This is a genomic window from Corallococcus sp. AS-1-12, assembly GCF_020036995.1.
In the GTDB taxonomy this organism is placed as follows: domain Bacteria; phylum Myxococcota; class Myxococcia; order Myxococcales; family Myxococcaceae; genus Corallococcus.
The window spans coordinates 399,372-413,290 of the sequence record NZ_JAIQDD010000006.1; the positions used below are offsets into that span (position 1 = coordinate 399,372).

14 protein-coding genes and 1 riboswitch are annotated in these 13,919 nt (G+C 71.5%); of the genes, 3 read left to right on the plus strand and 11 right to left on the minus strand.

The window, feature by feature from the left end:
* Positions 1 to 174: 174 nt before the first annotated feature.
* Genes hisIE through hisG form a run of 9 tightly spaced genes read right to left on the minus strand, consistent with a single transcriptional unit; the run spans position 175 to position 7,366 of the window.
* Entirely contained in the window at positions 175 to 792 is a 618-nt protein-coding gene (gene hisIE, locus K8556_RS13285; protein WP_223740424.1) for a bifunctional phosphoribosyl-AMP cyclohydrolase/phosphoribosyl-ATP diphosphatase HisIE, read from the minus strand.
* Positions 789 to 1,571: a histidinol-phosphatase gene (gene hisN / locus K8556_RS13290; protein ID WP_223740425.1), complete on the minus strand. Its 783-nt coding sequence runs from the start codon at positions 1,569 to 1,571 to the stop codon at positions 789 to 791. The genes hisIE and hisN overlap by 4 nt, the downstream gene beginning before the upstream one ends.
* Positions 1,568 to 2,332, minus strand: a complete 765-nt coding sequence (gene hisF / locus K8556_RS13295; RefSeq protein WP_370639918.1) for an imidazole glycerol phosphate synthase subunit HisF — start codon at positions 2,330 to 2,332, stop codon at positions 1,568 to 1,570. The genes hisN and hisF overlap by 4 nt, the downstream gene beginning before the upstream one ends.
* On the minus strand, positions 2,329 to 2,874 hold the full coding sequence (locus K8556_RS13300) for an imidazoleglycerol-phosphate dehydratase (protein ID WP_223740427.1): 546 nt from the start codon (positions 2,872 to 2,874) through the stop codon (positions 2,329 to 2,331). Before K8556_RS13300 ends, hisF begins: the two co-directional genes overlap by 4 nt.
* Positions 2,871 to 3,587 carry a HisA/HisF-related TIM barrel protein gene (locus K8556_RS13305; protein WP_223740428.1) on the minus strand — a complete coding sequence of 239 codons (717 nt, stop codon included), beginning with the start codon at positions 3,585 to 3,587 and terminating at the stop codon, positions 2,871 to 2,873. The genes K8556_RS13300 and K8556_RS13305 overlap by 4 nt, the downstream gene beginning before the upstream one ends.
* Complete coding sequence (gene hisH / locus K8556_RS13310; protein ID WP_223740429.1) at positions 3,584 to 4,177, minus strand: imidazole glycerol phosphate synthase subunit HisH; 594 nt, start codon at positions 4,175 to 4,177, stop codon at positions 3,584 to 3,586. Before hisH ends, K8556_RS13305 begins: the two co-directional genes overlap by 4 nt.
* Complete coding sequence (locus K8556_RS13315) at positions 4,177 to 5,214, minus strand: aminotransferase class I/II-fold pyridoxal phosphate-dependent enzyme (RefSeq protein WP_223740430.1); 1,038 nt, start codon at positions 5,212 to 5,214, stop codon at positions 4,177 to 4,179. Before K8556_RS13315 ends, hisH begins: the two co-directional genes overlap by 1 nt.
* On the minus strand, positions 5,211 to 6,512 hold the full coding sequence (hisD, locus tag K8556_RS13320) for a histidinol dehydrogenase (protein WP_223740431.1): 1,302 nt from the start codon (positions 6,510 to 6,512) through the stop codon (positions 5,211 to 5,213). Before hisD ends, K8556_RS13315 begins: the two co-directional genes overlap by 4 nt.
* Positions 6,509 to 7,366: an ATP phosphoribosyltransferase gene (gene hisG, locus K8556_RS13325; protein ID WP_223740432.1), complete on the minus strand. Its 858-nt coding sequence runs from the start codon at positions 7,364 to 7,366 to the stop codon at positions 6,509 to 6,511. The genes hisD and hisG overlap by 4 nt, the downstream gene beginning before the upstream one ends.
* 293 nt (positions 7,367 to 7,659) lie before the next feature.
* On the opposite strand from hisG, the gene thiO reads away from it, so the two are divergent.
* The 3 genes from thiO (at position 7,660) to moaA (ending at position 11,252) form a co-directional block, all read left to right on the plus strand.
* Positions 7,660 to 8,775, plus strand: coding sequence for a glycine oxidase ThiO (thiO, locus tag K8556_RS13330; RefSeq protein WP_223740433.1), 1,116 nt, complete (start codon positions 7,660 to 7,662; stop codon positions 8,773 to 8,775).
* 172 nt (positions 8,776 to 8,947) lie between these two features.
* On the plus strand, positions 8,948 to 10,180 hold the full coding sequence (locus tag K8556_RS13335) for an HD domain-containing phosphohydrolase (protein ID WP_223740434.1): 1,233 nt from the start codon (positions 8,948 to 8,950) through the stop codon (positions 10,178 to 10,180).
* Between the two features lie 67 nt (positions 10,181 to 10,247).
* Complete coding sequence (gene moaA, locus K8556_RS13340; protein ID WP_223740435.1) at positions 10,248 to 11,252, plus strand: GTP 3',8-cyclase MoaA; 1,005 nt, start codon at positions 10,248 to 10,250, stop codon at positions 11,250 to 11,252.
* A 3-nt stretch (positions 11,253 to 11,255) separates the two neighbouring features.
* Here the strand turns inward: moaA and K8556_RS13345 are convergent, their stop codons facing one another.
* Both K8556_RS13345 and thiC read right to left on the minus strand, forming a co-directional pair.
* Complete coding sequence (locus K8556_RS13345; protein ID WP_223740436.1) at positions 11,256 to 11,660, minus strand: DUF4870 domain-containing protein; 405 nt, start codon at positions 11,658 to 11,660, stop codon at positions 11,256 to 11,258.
* 128 nt (positions 11,661 to 11,788) lie between these two features.
* Positions 11,789 to 13,660, minus strand: coding sequence for a phosphomethylpyrimidine synthase ThiC (gene thiC / locus K8556_RS13350; protein ID WP_223740437.1), 1,872 nt, complete (start codon positions 13,658 to 13,660; stop codon positions 11,789 to 11,791).
* 45 nt (positions 13,661 to 13,705) lie between these two features.
* Positions 13,706 to 13,818: riboswitch (TPP riboswitch) on the minus strand.
* Positions 13,819 to 13,919 lie beyond the last annotated feature (101 nt).

Below are 13,919 nucleotides of genomic sequence, written 5' to 3' on the forward strand. Positions count from 1 at the left end.
GCACGGCCCGTGTCGCAGGGCGGAATCTGTACCAGGATCGCAGAGGCGGTTGAAGAGTAGCGGACACACGCCTGCACCTTTGGCGCGCCTGTGTGCCAGCCACGCTGTGAGGATGCAGTGCGGTTGGACAACTCCGCCTGGGTCGCAACCGACACGCCGGGCTATCCGGGGAGTTCAGGGCGATTTTGGACGCGCGCGGGCGGCGAGGACGGCCTTCACGTCGTCCAGCGTCACGCCCAGGGCCCGCACCGCGACGAGCGCGTGGAAGAGCACGTCGGCGGCCTCCTCCGCGGCCCGGTGCGTGTCCGCGTCCGCGCAGGCGGTGACGAGCTCCGCGGCCTCCTCCCCCACCTTCTTCAGGCGCAGGTTGCGGTCCTCCAGGAGGCGCCGGGTGTAGCTGGGCCTGGCGCCCTCGGGTTGGGGGCCGGCCGCGCGGGCGGCGAGCGTCGCGTCCAGGTGCGCGAGCGCGTCCCAGCGCCCCTCGCCGAAGCAGGTCTCCTCGCCGGTGTGGCACGCGGGGCCGGCCTTGCGCACGCGCGCGAGCACCGCGTCGCCGTCGCAGTCCGCATCCAGGGAGACGACCTGCTGCGTGTTCCCGCTGGTGGCGCCCTTGTGCCAGAGGCCGCGCGTGCGGGAGCGGTAGTGCATCTCGCCCGTGGCGAGCGTGCGCTCCAGCGCCTCGCGGTCCGCGTGCGCGACCATCAGCACGTCGCCGGTGCTCGCGTCCTGCGTCACCACCGTCACCAGCCCCTGGCCCTTGCCGAAGTCCAGCTTGGAGAGGTCCAGCGTCATGGCTGGCCCCCCGCGCGAAGCAGCTCGCGCACGCGCCCGGACAGCGCCGCGTTGGTGGCGATGCCGTCACCGCCGAACGCCGTGCGCGCGCCCTTCCAGTCGGTGAAGACGCCGCCCGCCTCCTCGATGATGGGCTGGAGGGCCGCCGCGTCCCAGGGAGACAGGGCTTCGTCCACCATGACCTCCGCGCGGCCGGTGGCGACGAGGAGGTAGCCGTAGCAGTCCCCCCACGTGCGGGACAGGGACGCCTGCCGCGACAGCTCCGTCCAGGCGGCGCCCTTCGCGGGGCTCTGGAGGAAGCGATCGTCGGTGACGAGCACCACTGACTGCGCCAGCGAGTCCTGCTCCGACACGCGCGCCGCGGAGCCGTTCCAGAAGCAGCCCAGGCCCGGCGACGCGACGACCAGTTCGTTCACAGCCGGGAAGTAGGCCGCGCCCGCGAGGATGGTCTCCCCTTCCGCCACCGCGACCAGCGTGCCCCACAGCGGCACGCCCCGGATGAACGTCTTCGTGCCGTCGATGGGATCCAATATCCACCGGCGCGTCGCGCCCGGCCGGGACTCGCCGAACTCCTCGCCCAGGATGCCGTCCTGGGGGAAGCGGGCCTCCAGCCACTCGCGGGCGGTCCACTCGGCGGTGCGGTCCGCCACCGTCACGGGGGTGCCGTCGCTCTTGGTGTCCACGGCGATGCCGCGCCGGAAGAAGTCCAGCGCCACGTCACCGGCCTTGCGCGCCACGTCGGCGGCGGCCTCCATCAAGTCTCGCGGGTCCGCGTTCATGTCGTGCTCCGGATGGCGATGCCGCTGTCATTCAGCAGGGACTTCAAGGCGCCCACCGTGGTGAGGCCGTCGTGGAGGATGCCGGCGACGAGCGCCGCGTCCGCCGCGCCCAGGGTCAGGGCATCGCGCACGTGCTCCGCGCGGCCCGCTCCACCGGAGGCGATGACGGGCACGTCCACGGCCTCCGCCACCGCGCGGGTCAGCTCCAGGTCGTAGCCCGTGCGCGCCCCGTCCCGGTCGATGCTGGTGAGCAGCACCTCGCCCGCGCCGCGCCGGACGCACTCCTTCGCCCAGGCCACGGCGTCCCAATCCGTGGGCCGCCGGCCGCCGTGCGTATAGACGCGGTAGCGGTCTGCCTCGCGCTTCGCGTCGATGCTGGCCACCACGCACTGGGCGCCGAAGCGCTCCGCGCAGCCGGTGAGCAGCTCCGGCGTGGCCACGGCCGCGGAGTTGATGCTCACCTTGTCCGCGCCGGCCCGCAGCGCGCGGCCCACGTCGTCCACGGTGCGCACGCCTCCGCCCACCGTGAGCGGGATGAAGAGGCGCTCCGCGGTGCGCTGGACCAGGTCCCACAGCGTCTGGCGCTCCTCGGCGCTCGCGGAGATGTCCAGGAAGGTCACCTCGTCCGCGCCCGCCTCTTCATAGCGCCGGGCCAGCTCCACCGGGTCGCCGACGTCGCGCAGGCCCTCGAATTGAACGCCCTTCACCACGCGGCCGCCCTTCACGTCCAGGCAGACGATGATCCGTCGGCGCAGCATCACTTCACCTCCAGGGAGACACTGCCCTTCATGCTGAAGACGACGCCGGAGTCCACCATCGCGTCGCGCAGCGCGAGCCCCAGCGCCTTGAAGGCCGCCTCGGTGAGGTGGTGGCTGTCCTTGCCGCGCAGCACGCGCAGGTGGAGCGTGATGCGCGCGTGCTCGCAGAACGAGCGCATCCAGTGCTCGTACAGCCGGTTCTTCAACGGGCCCCGGTAGTAGAAGCGCCCGCCCGCGTCCAGGCACGCCTGCACCAGGGCGTCATCCATGGGCAGGGTGCGCTCGCCGTAGCGCGCGGCGGTGGCGGGGATGACGCGCTGGACGGCGGTGCCCAGGGTGATGGCCACGTCCTCCATCAGGTGGTGGCGCAGGTCGCCGCGAGCGCGCAGGGTCAGGTCCAGCCCCGCGTAGCGCGCGAACGTGGCGAGCATGTGGTCGAAGAACTTGAGGCCCGTGTCCACCCGGGCCACGCCGGTTCCGCGCGCCAGCTCCACCGTGACCTGGGTCTCCTTCGTTTCGCGGACGACCGTGGTGACCGTGCTCATTGCGTGAACTCCCGCGCGACCGCGCGCGCATCCAGACGTCCTGTGTAAAGCGCCATGCCCACCACCGCCCCGTATGCGCCCACCTTCGCCAGCGCGCGCAGGTCCTCCAGCGTCGTCACCCCGCCGGAGGCGTAGAGCCGGTGCCGGCTCGAACGGGCCACCTCCTCCATCAAGGGCAGGTCCACGCCGCCCAACTGCCCCTCCTTGTGCACCGCCGTGACGAGCATCCCGCCCAGCGGCAGGGGCTCCAGCGCGGACAGCACGTCGCGGATGTCGCGCGCGCTGCCGGACGTCCAGCCGCGCGTCACGACCTCGCGGCCCTTCACGTCCGCGGCGACCACCACGCGGCCGGGGAAGCGCTCCGCGACCTCGGTGAGCCAGGCCAGGTCCTCGATGGCGCGGGTCCCCACGACGACCGAGGACGCCCCGCCCGCGAGCACCGCCTCCACGCGCGAGGCCTCACGGACACCGCCGCCCACCGTGAACGTGAGGCCCGGGGCGTGCGACACCAGCCGCGTCACCACGTCCGCGTTGGAGCCCTTGCCCAGCGCCGCGTCCAGGTCCACGACATGGAACGCGCGAAAGCCCAGCGCGAGCCACTGCTTCAAGGCGTCCAGCGGATCATTCACGCGCACGCGCTCCGCCTCGTAGGAGCCCCCCACGAGCTGCACGCACGCGCCTTCCCGCAGGTCGATGGCCGGGATGGCGATCATGACGACACCTCCTGGAGGAAGGCCTGCACGAAGCGCACGCCCGCGTGGGAGGACTTCTCCGGGTGGAACTGCACGCCCAGCACGTTGCCGCGACGCACGGAGGCGGGGAACCGGTCGCCCTCGTGCGTGGTCCAGCCCACCACCTCGCGCGCATCCACGGCGCGGCAGACAAAGCTGTGCGCGTAGTACACGGTGGACAACCGCGCGGCCTGGAGCGCCCGGTCCTCCTCCACGTCGTTCCATCCAATCTGCGGAACGTGCCGCGCCGCCAGCCGCGTCACGCGGCCCGGGAAGTAGCCGAGTCCCTGCCCTGCCCCCTCGTCGCTCTCCTCGAAGAGGAGCTGCATGCCCAGGCAGATGCCCAGGCACGGCAGGCCGGCGTCCAGCGCCTCGCGCATCGCCTCGCGTCCCGGAGCGAGCCGCGCCGCCGCCGCGCCGAACGCCCCCACTCCGGGGAGCACCAGGACGTCGGTGTCCAGCGCGCGCAGCGGATCCTCCTGCACGCGCACGTCCGCGCCGGGCGCGGTGGCCAGCGCCTTGATCAGCGAGTGCAGGTTGCCAGCGCCATAGTCGAACAGGGTCACCCGCATCACAGCACCTCCTTCAGGGCCTTCAGCGCCGAGGCCATCAGCGGCCAGGGACCGCAGCCGATGCGCAGCGCATCGCCCACGCCCGTGAGCCCTTCGAACACCCGCACGTTCACGTTGCGCTCCCGCAGCGCCTCGCCCACCCTCCGCGCCTGCGGCACGGGGACGAGGAGGAAGTTCCCTTCCGAAGGGAGCGGCTCCAGCCCCAGCGCCTTCAAGGCGCCGCGCAGCCGCTCCCGGTTCTCCACCGCCTCCGCCGCGCAGGCCTGCATCCACGGGACGTCATCCGTGAGCGCGGCGACCGCCACGGCCTCGCCCAGCGCCGTGTGCTTGTAGGGCCCCCGGGCCTTCTCCACCTCGGCCACCAGCGACGGAGCCCCCACGCCCCACCCCACGCGCAGGCCCGCGAGCCCGAACGCCTTGGACATCGTGCGCGTCACCAGCACATTGGGCCGCGTCCGCGCCAGGTCGAGGAGGTCCCCGCCCCGCGTGAACTCCACGTAGGCCTGATCGATGAGCACCACGCCCGGAGCGGAGTCCACCAGCCGCTCCACCGCCGCGCGCGAGGCCACCGTGCCGGTGGGGTTGTTCGGCGTGCACACGTAGATGAGCTTCGCCCCCGTGGCGAGCAGGCCGTCCACGTCCAGGTCATGGTCCGCGCGCAGCGGTACGGGCGCCGGCCTGAGCGCGCTCAACCGGGCATACAGCGGCACCATCACGAACGTGGGGTCCGCGAAGGCCACCGCGTCCCCGGGCTCCAGGAAGGCCCGCAGCGCGCAGTCGATGACGTCGTCCGAGCCGCAGCCCGTGGTCACGCTCTCCACCGAGACGCCCGCGTAGGTGGCCACGGCGCGCTTCAGGTCCGGCGCATAGCCCGCGGGATAGCGGGCCAACCGCAGGACGCCCTCTTCCCGCAGCACGCGATCCGCGGACGGCGGCGCGCCGAAGAGGTTGGTGTTGTCGCTCAGGTCCACCCGGCACGGCTTCTTCGCCGGGGAGTACAAGGGGATGTCCCGGTACGACTCGCGGAATGGAATCACGGCACCCTCCAGGCCCGAGCCGCGGCCGCGTGGGCGAAGAGGCCCTCGCTGTCCGCCAGCGTCCCCACGTCGTCCGCCATCGCCGCCGCCGCCGCCGGTGTCACGCGCTGCCACGTGGTCCACCGGTAGAAGTCCAGCACGCTCAGGCCCGAGTACGCCCGGGCCAGCCCCGCCGTGGGCAGCACGTGGTTCGCTCCCGTGAGGTAGTCACCAAAGGCCACCGACGCGCGCTGCCCCACGAACACCGTGCCCGCGTTGCGAACCCGCGCCAGGTCCTCGGAGGGCGTCTCCGTCGCGAGCAGCAGGTGCTCCGGAGCGAACTCCGCGACGAAGGGCCACGCCTCCTCCAGCGAGTCGATGCGCAGCACCGCGCCCCGGCTCCCCAGCGCGGAGAGGACGATGTCGCCGCGCCGGGCGACGCGGGCCTGCTGCTCCACCGCGTCCCGCACCGCCTGCGCCAGGGTGGCGCCCACCACCAGCGCCACGCAGCAGGCCTCGGGGTCGTGCTCCGCCTGGGCCAGCAGCTCACGCGCCACGGCGTCCGGACGGGCGCTCGCGTCGGCGACCACCAGGATCTCGCTCGGGCCCGCGGGCGCGTCGATGGCGACGGCGTCCACCACCTGGAGCTTCGCGGCCGCCACGTACGCGTTGCCCGGTCCGACGATGCGATCCACGCGGGGGACGCTCTGGGTGCCATACGCCAGCGCGGCCACCGCGCCCGCGCCCCCCAACGCGAACACCCGATCCGCGCCCGCGAGCGCCGCCGCCGCGAGCACGCCCGCGCTCGGCAAGCCATCCGGCCCCGGCGGCGAGCAGACGATGACCTCGCCCACGCCCGCGACCTTCGCGGGGACCACGCCCATGAGGACGCTGCTGGGGTACACCGCCCGGCCGCCAGGGGCGTACACGCCGACGCGGCTCAGCGGATCCGGCCGGCGGCCCACGACGACCCCGGGCTCCGTCTCCACCTCCATGGCGTGGGGCCGCTGCGCCGCGTGCGCCCGGGCGATGTTGCGCGCCGCGCGGGTCAGCGCCTCGCGCACGCCGGCCGGAATCGACTCCAGCGCCGCGCTCCACCTTTCACGCGGAACCTCCAGCGCCGTCAGCTCCACGCGGTCGAACTGCCGGGCGAAGTCGAAGAGGGCCCGGTCTCCCTCCGTGCGGACTCGGGCGATGAGCGCCTGGACGCGGGAGGCCACCAGGGCATCCGACTCCCCCGTGCGGGCCAACAGCCTCCGCCGCGCGTCGGGCTCCAGCGAGGACAATGCCCCCTGGTACTTGAGGACCGGAGCGCTCATGCCATCAACCTCTCGATGCGCGTGACGAGGATGCCCTGCCCGCCCAGCGCCTTCAGCGCGTTGACCGTGCGGTAGAGGTTGCGCGACGAGACCACCGCGTGCACCGCCACGAAGTGGCCCCCGTTCATCACGTCCACCACCGTGGGGCCGTTGAGGCCGGGCAGCACCTCGCGCACCTGCTCCAGGGACGTCTTCGGGACGTTGGCCATCAGGTAGCGCTGCCCGCGCGCCGCCAGCACCGACCCCAGCGCCTGCGTCAGCTCCTCCAGCGCGCGCCGCGCCTCCTGACCGTTGCGCGGACACGCCACCAGCCGGGCGCTCGACTCCAGCACGGTGGCGACCTCCCTCAGGCCGTTCATCTTCAACGTGGACCCCGTGGACGTGAGGTCCACGACGATGTCCGCGATGCCCAGGTGCGGGGCGATCTCCGCCGCGCCGCTCACCGGCACCACCGTCACCTGCTGCCCCCGCTGCTGGAAGAAGGCCTGCGTCAGCCGGGGGAAGCAGGAGGCCACCCGCATCCCGTCCTTCACGTCCTCCGCGCGGGAGATGCCGCTCTCGTCGCGCGCGGCCACCACCAGCCGGCAGCGGCCGAACTCCAGGTCCATCAGCGGCTCCAGCTCGCGCCCGGCCTCGTTCACCAGGTCCCAGCCGGTGACGCCCGCCTGCGCGGCGCCGTCCGCGACGAACTCCGGGATGTCCTGGGCGCGGACGAAGATGGCCTCGAACTCGCCGCCCAGGGACGCGGTGAGGGCCCGCTCGCCCCGGGCGCGCACCTCCAGGCCCGCGTCGTTGAACAGCTCGCGCACTTCCTCGGACAGACGTCCTTTGTTGGGCAGGGCAATCTTCAACATGGCTGGGCTCGGGGGACTGCGGTGGCGGAAACGAAAAAAGGCCCGTCCTGGGGGGACGGGCCTTCGGTCACTGCGGCATCTGCCGGAAGTGGGTGCGCTCTAGTGCGTCACCCAGGCATGCGCGCGGCGAACGGTCCCGTCATGGGCCGGCCGATGATGCGCATGGTGGTGATGCAGGGACGTGGAACGCACGGCCCTAGGGTTAACGACCGGAGGCCCCAACGTCAAGTCACCCCGGGTCAGGGTCTGTCTTGATGCTTGCAAACCCGCGCTCGCTTGAGCACAAGCGGCGCATGGCAACCTCCGACGTCCTCGTGGTGGGCGGTGGTGTGATGGGCTGTGGCATCGCGCTGAAACTCCGGCAGGCGGGCGCGCGCGTGACGGTGCTGGAGCGCTCCATCCCCGGCGCGGAGGCCTCCAGCGCCGCCGGCGGCATCCTCGCGCCCCAGTGGGAGGCGGACGGTCCGGGCCCCTTCTTCGAGCTGTGCCTGCGCAGCCGCGCCCTCTATGCGGGCTTCGCCGCGGAGCTGCGCGAACTCTCCGGCGTGGACATCGCGTACCGGCCGTGCGGCCTGCTGCGCGTCGCGTTCGACGAGGCGGACCTCCACCACGTGGAGTCCACCGTGGGCTGGCAGCACGGCATGGGGCTGCGCGCCGAGCTGCTCGACGGCAAGGCCGCGCGCGAGCTGGAGCCCCACCTGTCCTCCAGCGCCGTGGGCGCCGCGCACCTCCCGGATGATCACCAGGTGGACAACCGGCTGCTCGTGCGCGCGCTCACCATGGCCGCCGCGCGCGTGGGCACGGTGTTCAAGAGCGGCTACGTGCGCGGCGTGGTGCACGAGCACGGCCGCGCGGTGGGCGTGGACCTGGACGGCGAGGTGCTGCGCGCGGACGCCGTGGTGCTGGCGGCGGGCTCGTGGTCGTCCCTGGTCCAGGGTGCGGGCGTGTCGGCGCAGGCGGTGCGCCCGGCGCGCGGACAGATGGTGCAACTGCAGACGCGGCTGCCCCTCCTGGAGCGGGTGGTGACGTCCGCGAAGGGCTACCTGGTGCCACGCGCGGATGGGCGGATCATCGCCGGGAGCACCATGGAGCACGTGGGCTTCGACAAGCAGGTGACCGCGGCGGGGCTGGCGCGGATCCTCGACATGGCCCTGCAGCTCTGCCCGGAGCTGGGCGGCGCCCCCATCACGGAGACCTGGGCCGGCTTCCGCCCCTGGACCCAGGACGCGCTGCCGTACATCGGAGAAGGCCCCGCGCCCGGCCTGTTCCTCGCCACCGGCCACTTCCGCAACGGCATCCTGCTCGCCCCCATCACCGCGAAGCTCGTCGCCCAGGCCGTGCTGGGGGAGAAGCCCTCGGTGGATCTCACCCCCTTCCGCTACGACCGGGGGACGATGGCGCGCGTTTGACGCGGCGTGCCTGCCCGCCCTACTCCGGAAGGTGGGGAATGCCCCAAGGACCGGAGACGTTCACCCTGGAACCAGGGCTCGCACCCCGCCCTGGATGGCAGGGAGGCGAGGGGGTGATGATTTCTCGCACTCGTTCGCCATTAATCCCTGGAAACCTCTAGAATCTTCGGCCGTGGAAGCCATCCCCCCCGCACCGCCCAGAATCCTGATCGTCGACGACGACGACTCCGTCCGCGACGTCATCTCCGTGCTCCTCCGTGAGGAGGGCTACAACTGCGTCGTGGCCAACGGCGCCGAGATGGCGCTCGACGTGGCGGGTGAAGAAGAGACGCCGCTCGTCATCAGCGACATGAAGATGCCGGGCCGCGACGGACTCTGGCTGCTGGAGAACCTGCGCGAGCGGCTGCCGGACACGTCCGTCATCATGCTCACCGGCTACGGCGACACCGAGTCCGCCGTGGACTGTCTGCGCCGGGGCGCGGTGGACTACCTGCTCAAGCCACCCAAGCTCACGGACCTCATCCGCGCCATCGAGCGCGCGCTCGCCAAGCGCCGCATCGAGATGGCGCGCAAGCGCTACCAGAAGAAGCTCGAGGGCAAGGTGCGCGACCGCACCGCCGAGCTGCGCAGCGCGCTGCACAACATCGCGAACACGTACCAGAACACGCTGCTGGCGCTGGTGGCGGCCCTGGACGCGCGCGAGCACGAGACGAGCGACCACTCCCAGCGCGTGGTCAGCTACACCTCCGCCATCGCCACCCGCATGGGCATCCACGGCAAGGAGATGGAGGAGATCGGCCGCGGGGCGCTGCTGCACGACATCGGGAAGATCGGCGTGCCGGACGCGGTGCTGCTCAAGCCCGGCAAGCTCACCCCCGACGAGTGGCTGGAGATGCGGCGTCATCCGGAGATCGGCTTCCAGATGATCCAGAACATCCCCTTCCTCTCCACGCCGGCGGACATCGTCCTGTCGCACCAGGAGCGCTACGACGGCGCGGGCTACCCCCGCAACCTCCAGCGCCATGAGATCCACATCGGCGCGCGCATCTTCGCGGTGGCGGACACGCTGGACGCGATGACGAGCGACCGGCCGTACCGCAAGGGCACGACGTTCGCGAACGCCATCCAGGAGATCAAGCGCTGCGCCAACACGCAGTTCGACCCTGAAGTCGTCAAGGCGTTCCTGGACATCGGTGAGGAGGGCCTCATCCGCATCAAGAAGGAGATGGCGGAGAAGAAGCTCAACCCGATGCAGGCCGCCGCGGACGCCGCCGAGTCCGAGGCCGAGCTGGCGCGGCTCACCGACCTGGACGACGAGCCGGACTCCCCGCCGGTGGGCAGCACGGCCACGCCCATTGGCGCGCCGCCCGTCGTCATCCGTTCAGCCTCCGGCACCGAAGGCTGAGGCGGCCCGAGGGAAGCGGTGCCTTTCCTCGCGGGGGTTGCTATCCATGAAGGCGGAAGGCCCCGCGATGACCGCCCCCCTGCCCGCTCCCAACCCGCTCGCCCCGCCGCTGTGTGACGCGCAGGGGCGGCGCATGACGTACCTGCGGCTGAGCGTCACGGACCGCTGCAACTTCCGCTGCACCTACTGCTCACCGGCGTCCTGGGGCGGGAAGAAGGACCTGCTCGACGCGGGCGAGTTCGAGCGCATCGTCTCCGTCTTCGCGCGCATGGGCATCCGCCGCGTGCGGCTGACGGGCGGAGAGCCGCTCGCCCGGCCGGACATCCTCGACATCGCGAAGCGCATCGCCGCGGTGTCCGGCGTGGAGCACCTGGCCATCACCACCAACGCGAGCCGCCTGGAGCCGCTGGCCGGGCCGCTGCGCGACGCGGGCGTCACCCAGCTCAACCTGAGCCTGGACACGCTGTCCGCGGAGGTGTTCCGGCGCATCTCCAAGCAGGGCGACTTCCAGGCGGTGCTGCGCGGCATCGACGCGGCGGCGGGCGCGGGCTTCCAGTCGCTGAAGCTCAACGTCGTGGTGATGCGCGGCCTCAACGACGCGGAGGTGCCGGAGCTGGTGACGTACGCGCACGCGCGCGGCATCACCCCGCGCTTCATTGAATTGATGCCCTTTGGCCAGGGCACGCCGGTGCCCACGGCGGAGCTGCTGGAGCGCCTGGCGGCCTCGGGCCGCGTCCTCACCGAGGAGCCGCAGGAGAGCGCCGCGTCCCCCACCTCCGGGCCGGCGCGCTACTGGCGCACGGACAGCGGGCGCGTGGGGTTCATCTCCCCGCTGACGCAGAACTTCTGCGGGGGCTGCAACCGGGTGCGGGTGGCGTCCAACGGCGACCTGCGCAGTTGCCTGGGCGGCCGGGCGCAGGCGCCGCTGCATCAGCTCATCCGGGGCGGCGCGACGGACGAGGAGCTCGCCGTGGCCGTGCGCCGCGCGCTGGGAGAGAAGCCGGAGGGGCACCGCTTCACGGAGGCCGGAAACGGCGCCACGCTCCTGCCCATGATGGGCATTGGCGGCTGAGGGTTACTTCACCAGCCGGATGTTCACGGGGTAGCGGTAGAGCTCGCCGTCGTTGGCCTTCAGGCCGGCGATGACCGTGAAGATGATCGACACGATCGCCACCAGGGGCGCCAGGACGAAGCCGATCACCGCGCACATCAGCACCGCGGAGATGGCCATCGCGATGAAGGTGGTGATCTGGAAGTTGAGCGACTCCACCGCGTGCGCGCGGACGAAGGACGACTCCTTGCCCTTCGTCAGCATCAGGAACAGCGGCACCGCCCAGCCCAGGAAGCCCGCGCCCACCACGACGCCAGCGATGGAGCCCAGGTGGGCCAGCATCCCCATCGTCTTCTCATCCGAGGTCGCCGTGGGCGAGCCGGTGATGAACGTGCCGAACTGCTGATCCTCGCGCTGCCCTGGCTCCATGAAACGCCCTCCAGAATTGAGTGGGGCGCGACGGGTGCGCCCGGATGGGAGCACCATGACATGGCGTGTCGGTTCCTGTCATCCGGCGGACAGGGGCCGAGCCAGCAGGCCCCCGTCCACCGGAGGCGTCAGCGGTACAGCGCGTGCCCCGCCTTCTTGAATTCCTCGCTCTTCTCCTTCATCCCCTGCTCCAGGGCCTGGGCCTCGTTGACGCCGACCTTGTCCGCGTAGTCGCGCACGTCCTGGGTGATCTTCATGGAGCAGAAGTGCGGGCCGCACATGGAGCAGAAGTGCGCGACCTTGGCGCCCTCGGCGGGGAGCGTCTCGTCGTGGAAGGCGCGGGCGCGCTCGGGGTCCAGCGACAGGTTGAACTGATCCTCCCAGCGGAACTCGAAGCGCGCCTTGGACAGGGCGTTGTCGCGGGCCTGGGCGCCGGGGTGGCCCTTGGCCAGGTCCGCGGCGTGGGCGGCGATCTTGTAGGTGATCACGCCCTCCTTCACGTCGTCACGGTCGGGCAGGCCCAGGTGCTCCTTGGGCGTCACGTAGCAGAGCATCGCCGTGCCGAACCAGCCGATCATCGCGGCGCCAATGCCGCTGGTGAAGTGATCGTAGCCGGGCGCGATGTCCGTGGTGAGGGGCCCCAGCGTGTAGAACGGCGCCTCGTGGCACACGGCGAGCTGCTTCGTCATGTTCTCCTGGATGAGGTGCATGGGGACGTGGCCGGGGCCTTCGATCATCACCTGCACGTCGTGCTTCCAGGCCACCTTCGTCAGCTCGCCCAGCGTCTCCAGCTCGCCGAACTGCGCGGCGTCGTTGGCGTCCGCGATGGAGCCGGGGCGCAGGCCGTCCCCCAGGCTGAAGCTGACGTCGTACGCCTTCATGATCTCGCAGATCTCCTCGAAGTGCGTGTAGAGGAAGTTCTCCTGGTGGTGGGCCAGGCACCACTTGGCGAGGATGGAGCCGCCGCGGCTGACGATGCCGGTGAGGCGCTTCGCGGTGAGCGGGACGTACTGGAGGCGCACGCCCGCGTGGATGGTGAAGTAGTCCACGCCCTGCTCGGCCTGCTCGATGAGCGTGTCGCGGAAGATGTCCCAGGTGAGCTCCTCCGCCTTGCCGCCGACCTTCTCCAGCGCCTGGTAGATGGGCACGGTGCCGATGGGCACGGGCGCGTTGCGGAGGATCCACTCGCGCGTCTCGTGGATGTTGCGGCCGGTGGACAGGTCCATGACGGTGTCCGCGCCCCAGCGGATGGACCAGACCATCTTCTCCACCTCTTCCTCGATGGAGGACGTGACGGCGGAGTTGCCGATGTTGGCGTTGATCTTCACCAGGAAGTTGCGGCCGATGATCATCGGCTCCAGCTCCGGGTGGTTGATGTTGGCGGGGATGATGGCGCGGCCCCGGGCGATCTCATCGCGCACGAACTCCGGGGTGATGACGCGAGGAATCGCTGCGCCCCAGGAGTGGCCGGGGTGCTGGGCGGCGAGTGAAGCGTCGAGCTTCTGGTTCTCACGCACGGCGACGTACTCCATCTCCGGCGTGATGATGCCCTTGCGGGCGTAGTGCATCTGGCTGACGTTGGCGCCCGCCCTGGCGACGCGCGGCTTGCGGATGTGGCTGAAGCGCAGGCCGTTGAGGCGCGGGTCGGCTTCACGGGCGCGGCCGTACTCCGACGTGATGCCGGACAGTTCGTCTGTGTCGTTGCGGGCGCGGATCCAGTCCTCGCGGACGGCGGGCAGGCCCCGGCGCAGGTCGATGTCGGCGTTCGGGTCGGTGTAGGGGCCGCTGGAGTCGTAGACGTGGACGGGAGGGTTGGGCGTCTCCGGGCCGGAGTGGCCGTGGTGGCGCGTGGGTGTCTGGGCGATTTCGCGCAGGGGGACGCGGAGGTCGGGGTGCAGGGACCCGGACACGTAGACCTTGCGCGAGGCGGGAAGCGGGCCGCGGCTGATCCCCTCCAGCACCTTCCCATCGACCTTGAGGCTCTTGGACGCTCCACTCATCGGACGGCTCCTCGTGAGAACGGACGGGAGACGGGACGGGAGCATGGAGCGCCCACACCGCTTCCCTCCGCCGGTGCTAACCGGTTCAGGTTCAAAGGGATCGGACGCGGTCACACGTCCATCTCAGCCCCCTTCCGGAGGCGCCCCTAGCGACTGCGGAGCGGTGTAGCGCAGGGAGAAGTCCGCTTCAACCCGGGTGGAGGTGGGCCTGGGGACAGTGGACGCACGGTGGCCCTGTGGGGAGGGGGACGCATCAAAG

What these genes read in the sequence shown, in the direction of transcription:
- hisIE (WP_223740424.1), bottom strand. Translation starts at nt 792, where the DNA reads ATGACGCTGGACCTCTCCAAGCTGGACTTCGGCAAGGGCCAGGGGCTG.
- thiO (WP_223740433.1), top strand. Translation starts at nt 7,660, where the DNA reads ATGGCAACCTCCGACGTCCTCGTGGTGGGCGGTGGTGTGATGGGCTGT.
- K8556_RS13345 (WP_223740436.1), bottom strand. Translation starts at nt 11,660, where the DNA reads ATGGAGCCAGGGCAGCGCGAGGATCAGCAGTTCGGCACGTTCATCACC.
- moaA (WP_223740435.1), top strand. Translation starts at nt 10,248, where the DNA reads ATGACCGCCCCCCTGCCCGCTCCCAACCCGCTCGCCCCGCCGCTGTGT.
- hisH (WP_223740429.1), bottom strand. Translation starts at nt 4,177, where the DNA reads ATGCGGGTGACCCTGTTCGACTATGGCGCTGGCAACCTGCACTCGCTG.
- thiC (WP_223740437.1), bottom strand. Translation starts at nt 13,660, where the DNA reads ATGAGTGGAGCGTCCAAGAGCCTCAAGGTCGATGGGAAGGTGCTGGAG.
- hisD (WP_223740431.1), bottom strand. Translation starts at nt 6,512, where the DNA reads ATGAGCGCTCCGGTCCTCAAGTACCAGGGGGCATTGTCCTCGCTGGAG.
- K8556_RS13305 (WP_223740428.1), bottom strand. Translation starts at nt 3,587, where the DNA reads ATGATCGCCATCCCGGCCATCGACCTGCGGGAAGGCGCGTGCGTGCAG.
- hisN (WP_223740425.1), bottom strand. Translation starts at nt 1,571, where the DNA reads ATGAACGCGGACCCGCGAGACTTGATGGAGGCCGCCGCCGACGTGGCG.
- hisG (WP_223740432.1), bottom strand. Translation starts at nt 7,366, where the DNA reads ATGTTGAAGATTGCCCTGCCCAACAAAGGACGTCTGTCCGAGGAAGTG.
- K8556_RS13300 (WP_223740427.1), bottom strand. Translation starts at nt 2,874, where the DNA reads ATGAGCACGGTCACCACGGTCGTCCGCGAAACGAAGGAGACCCAGGTC.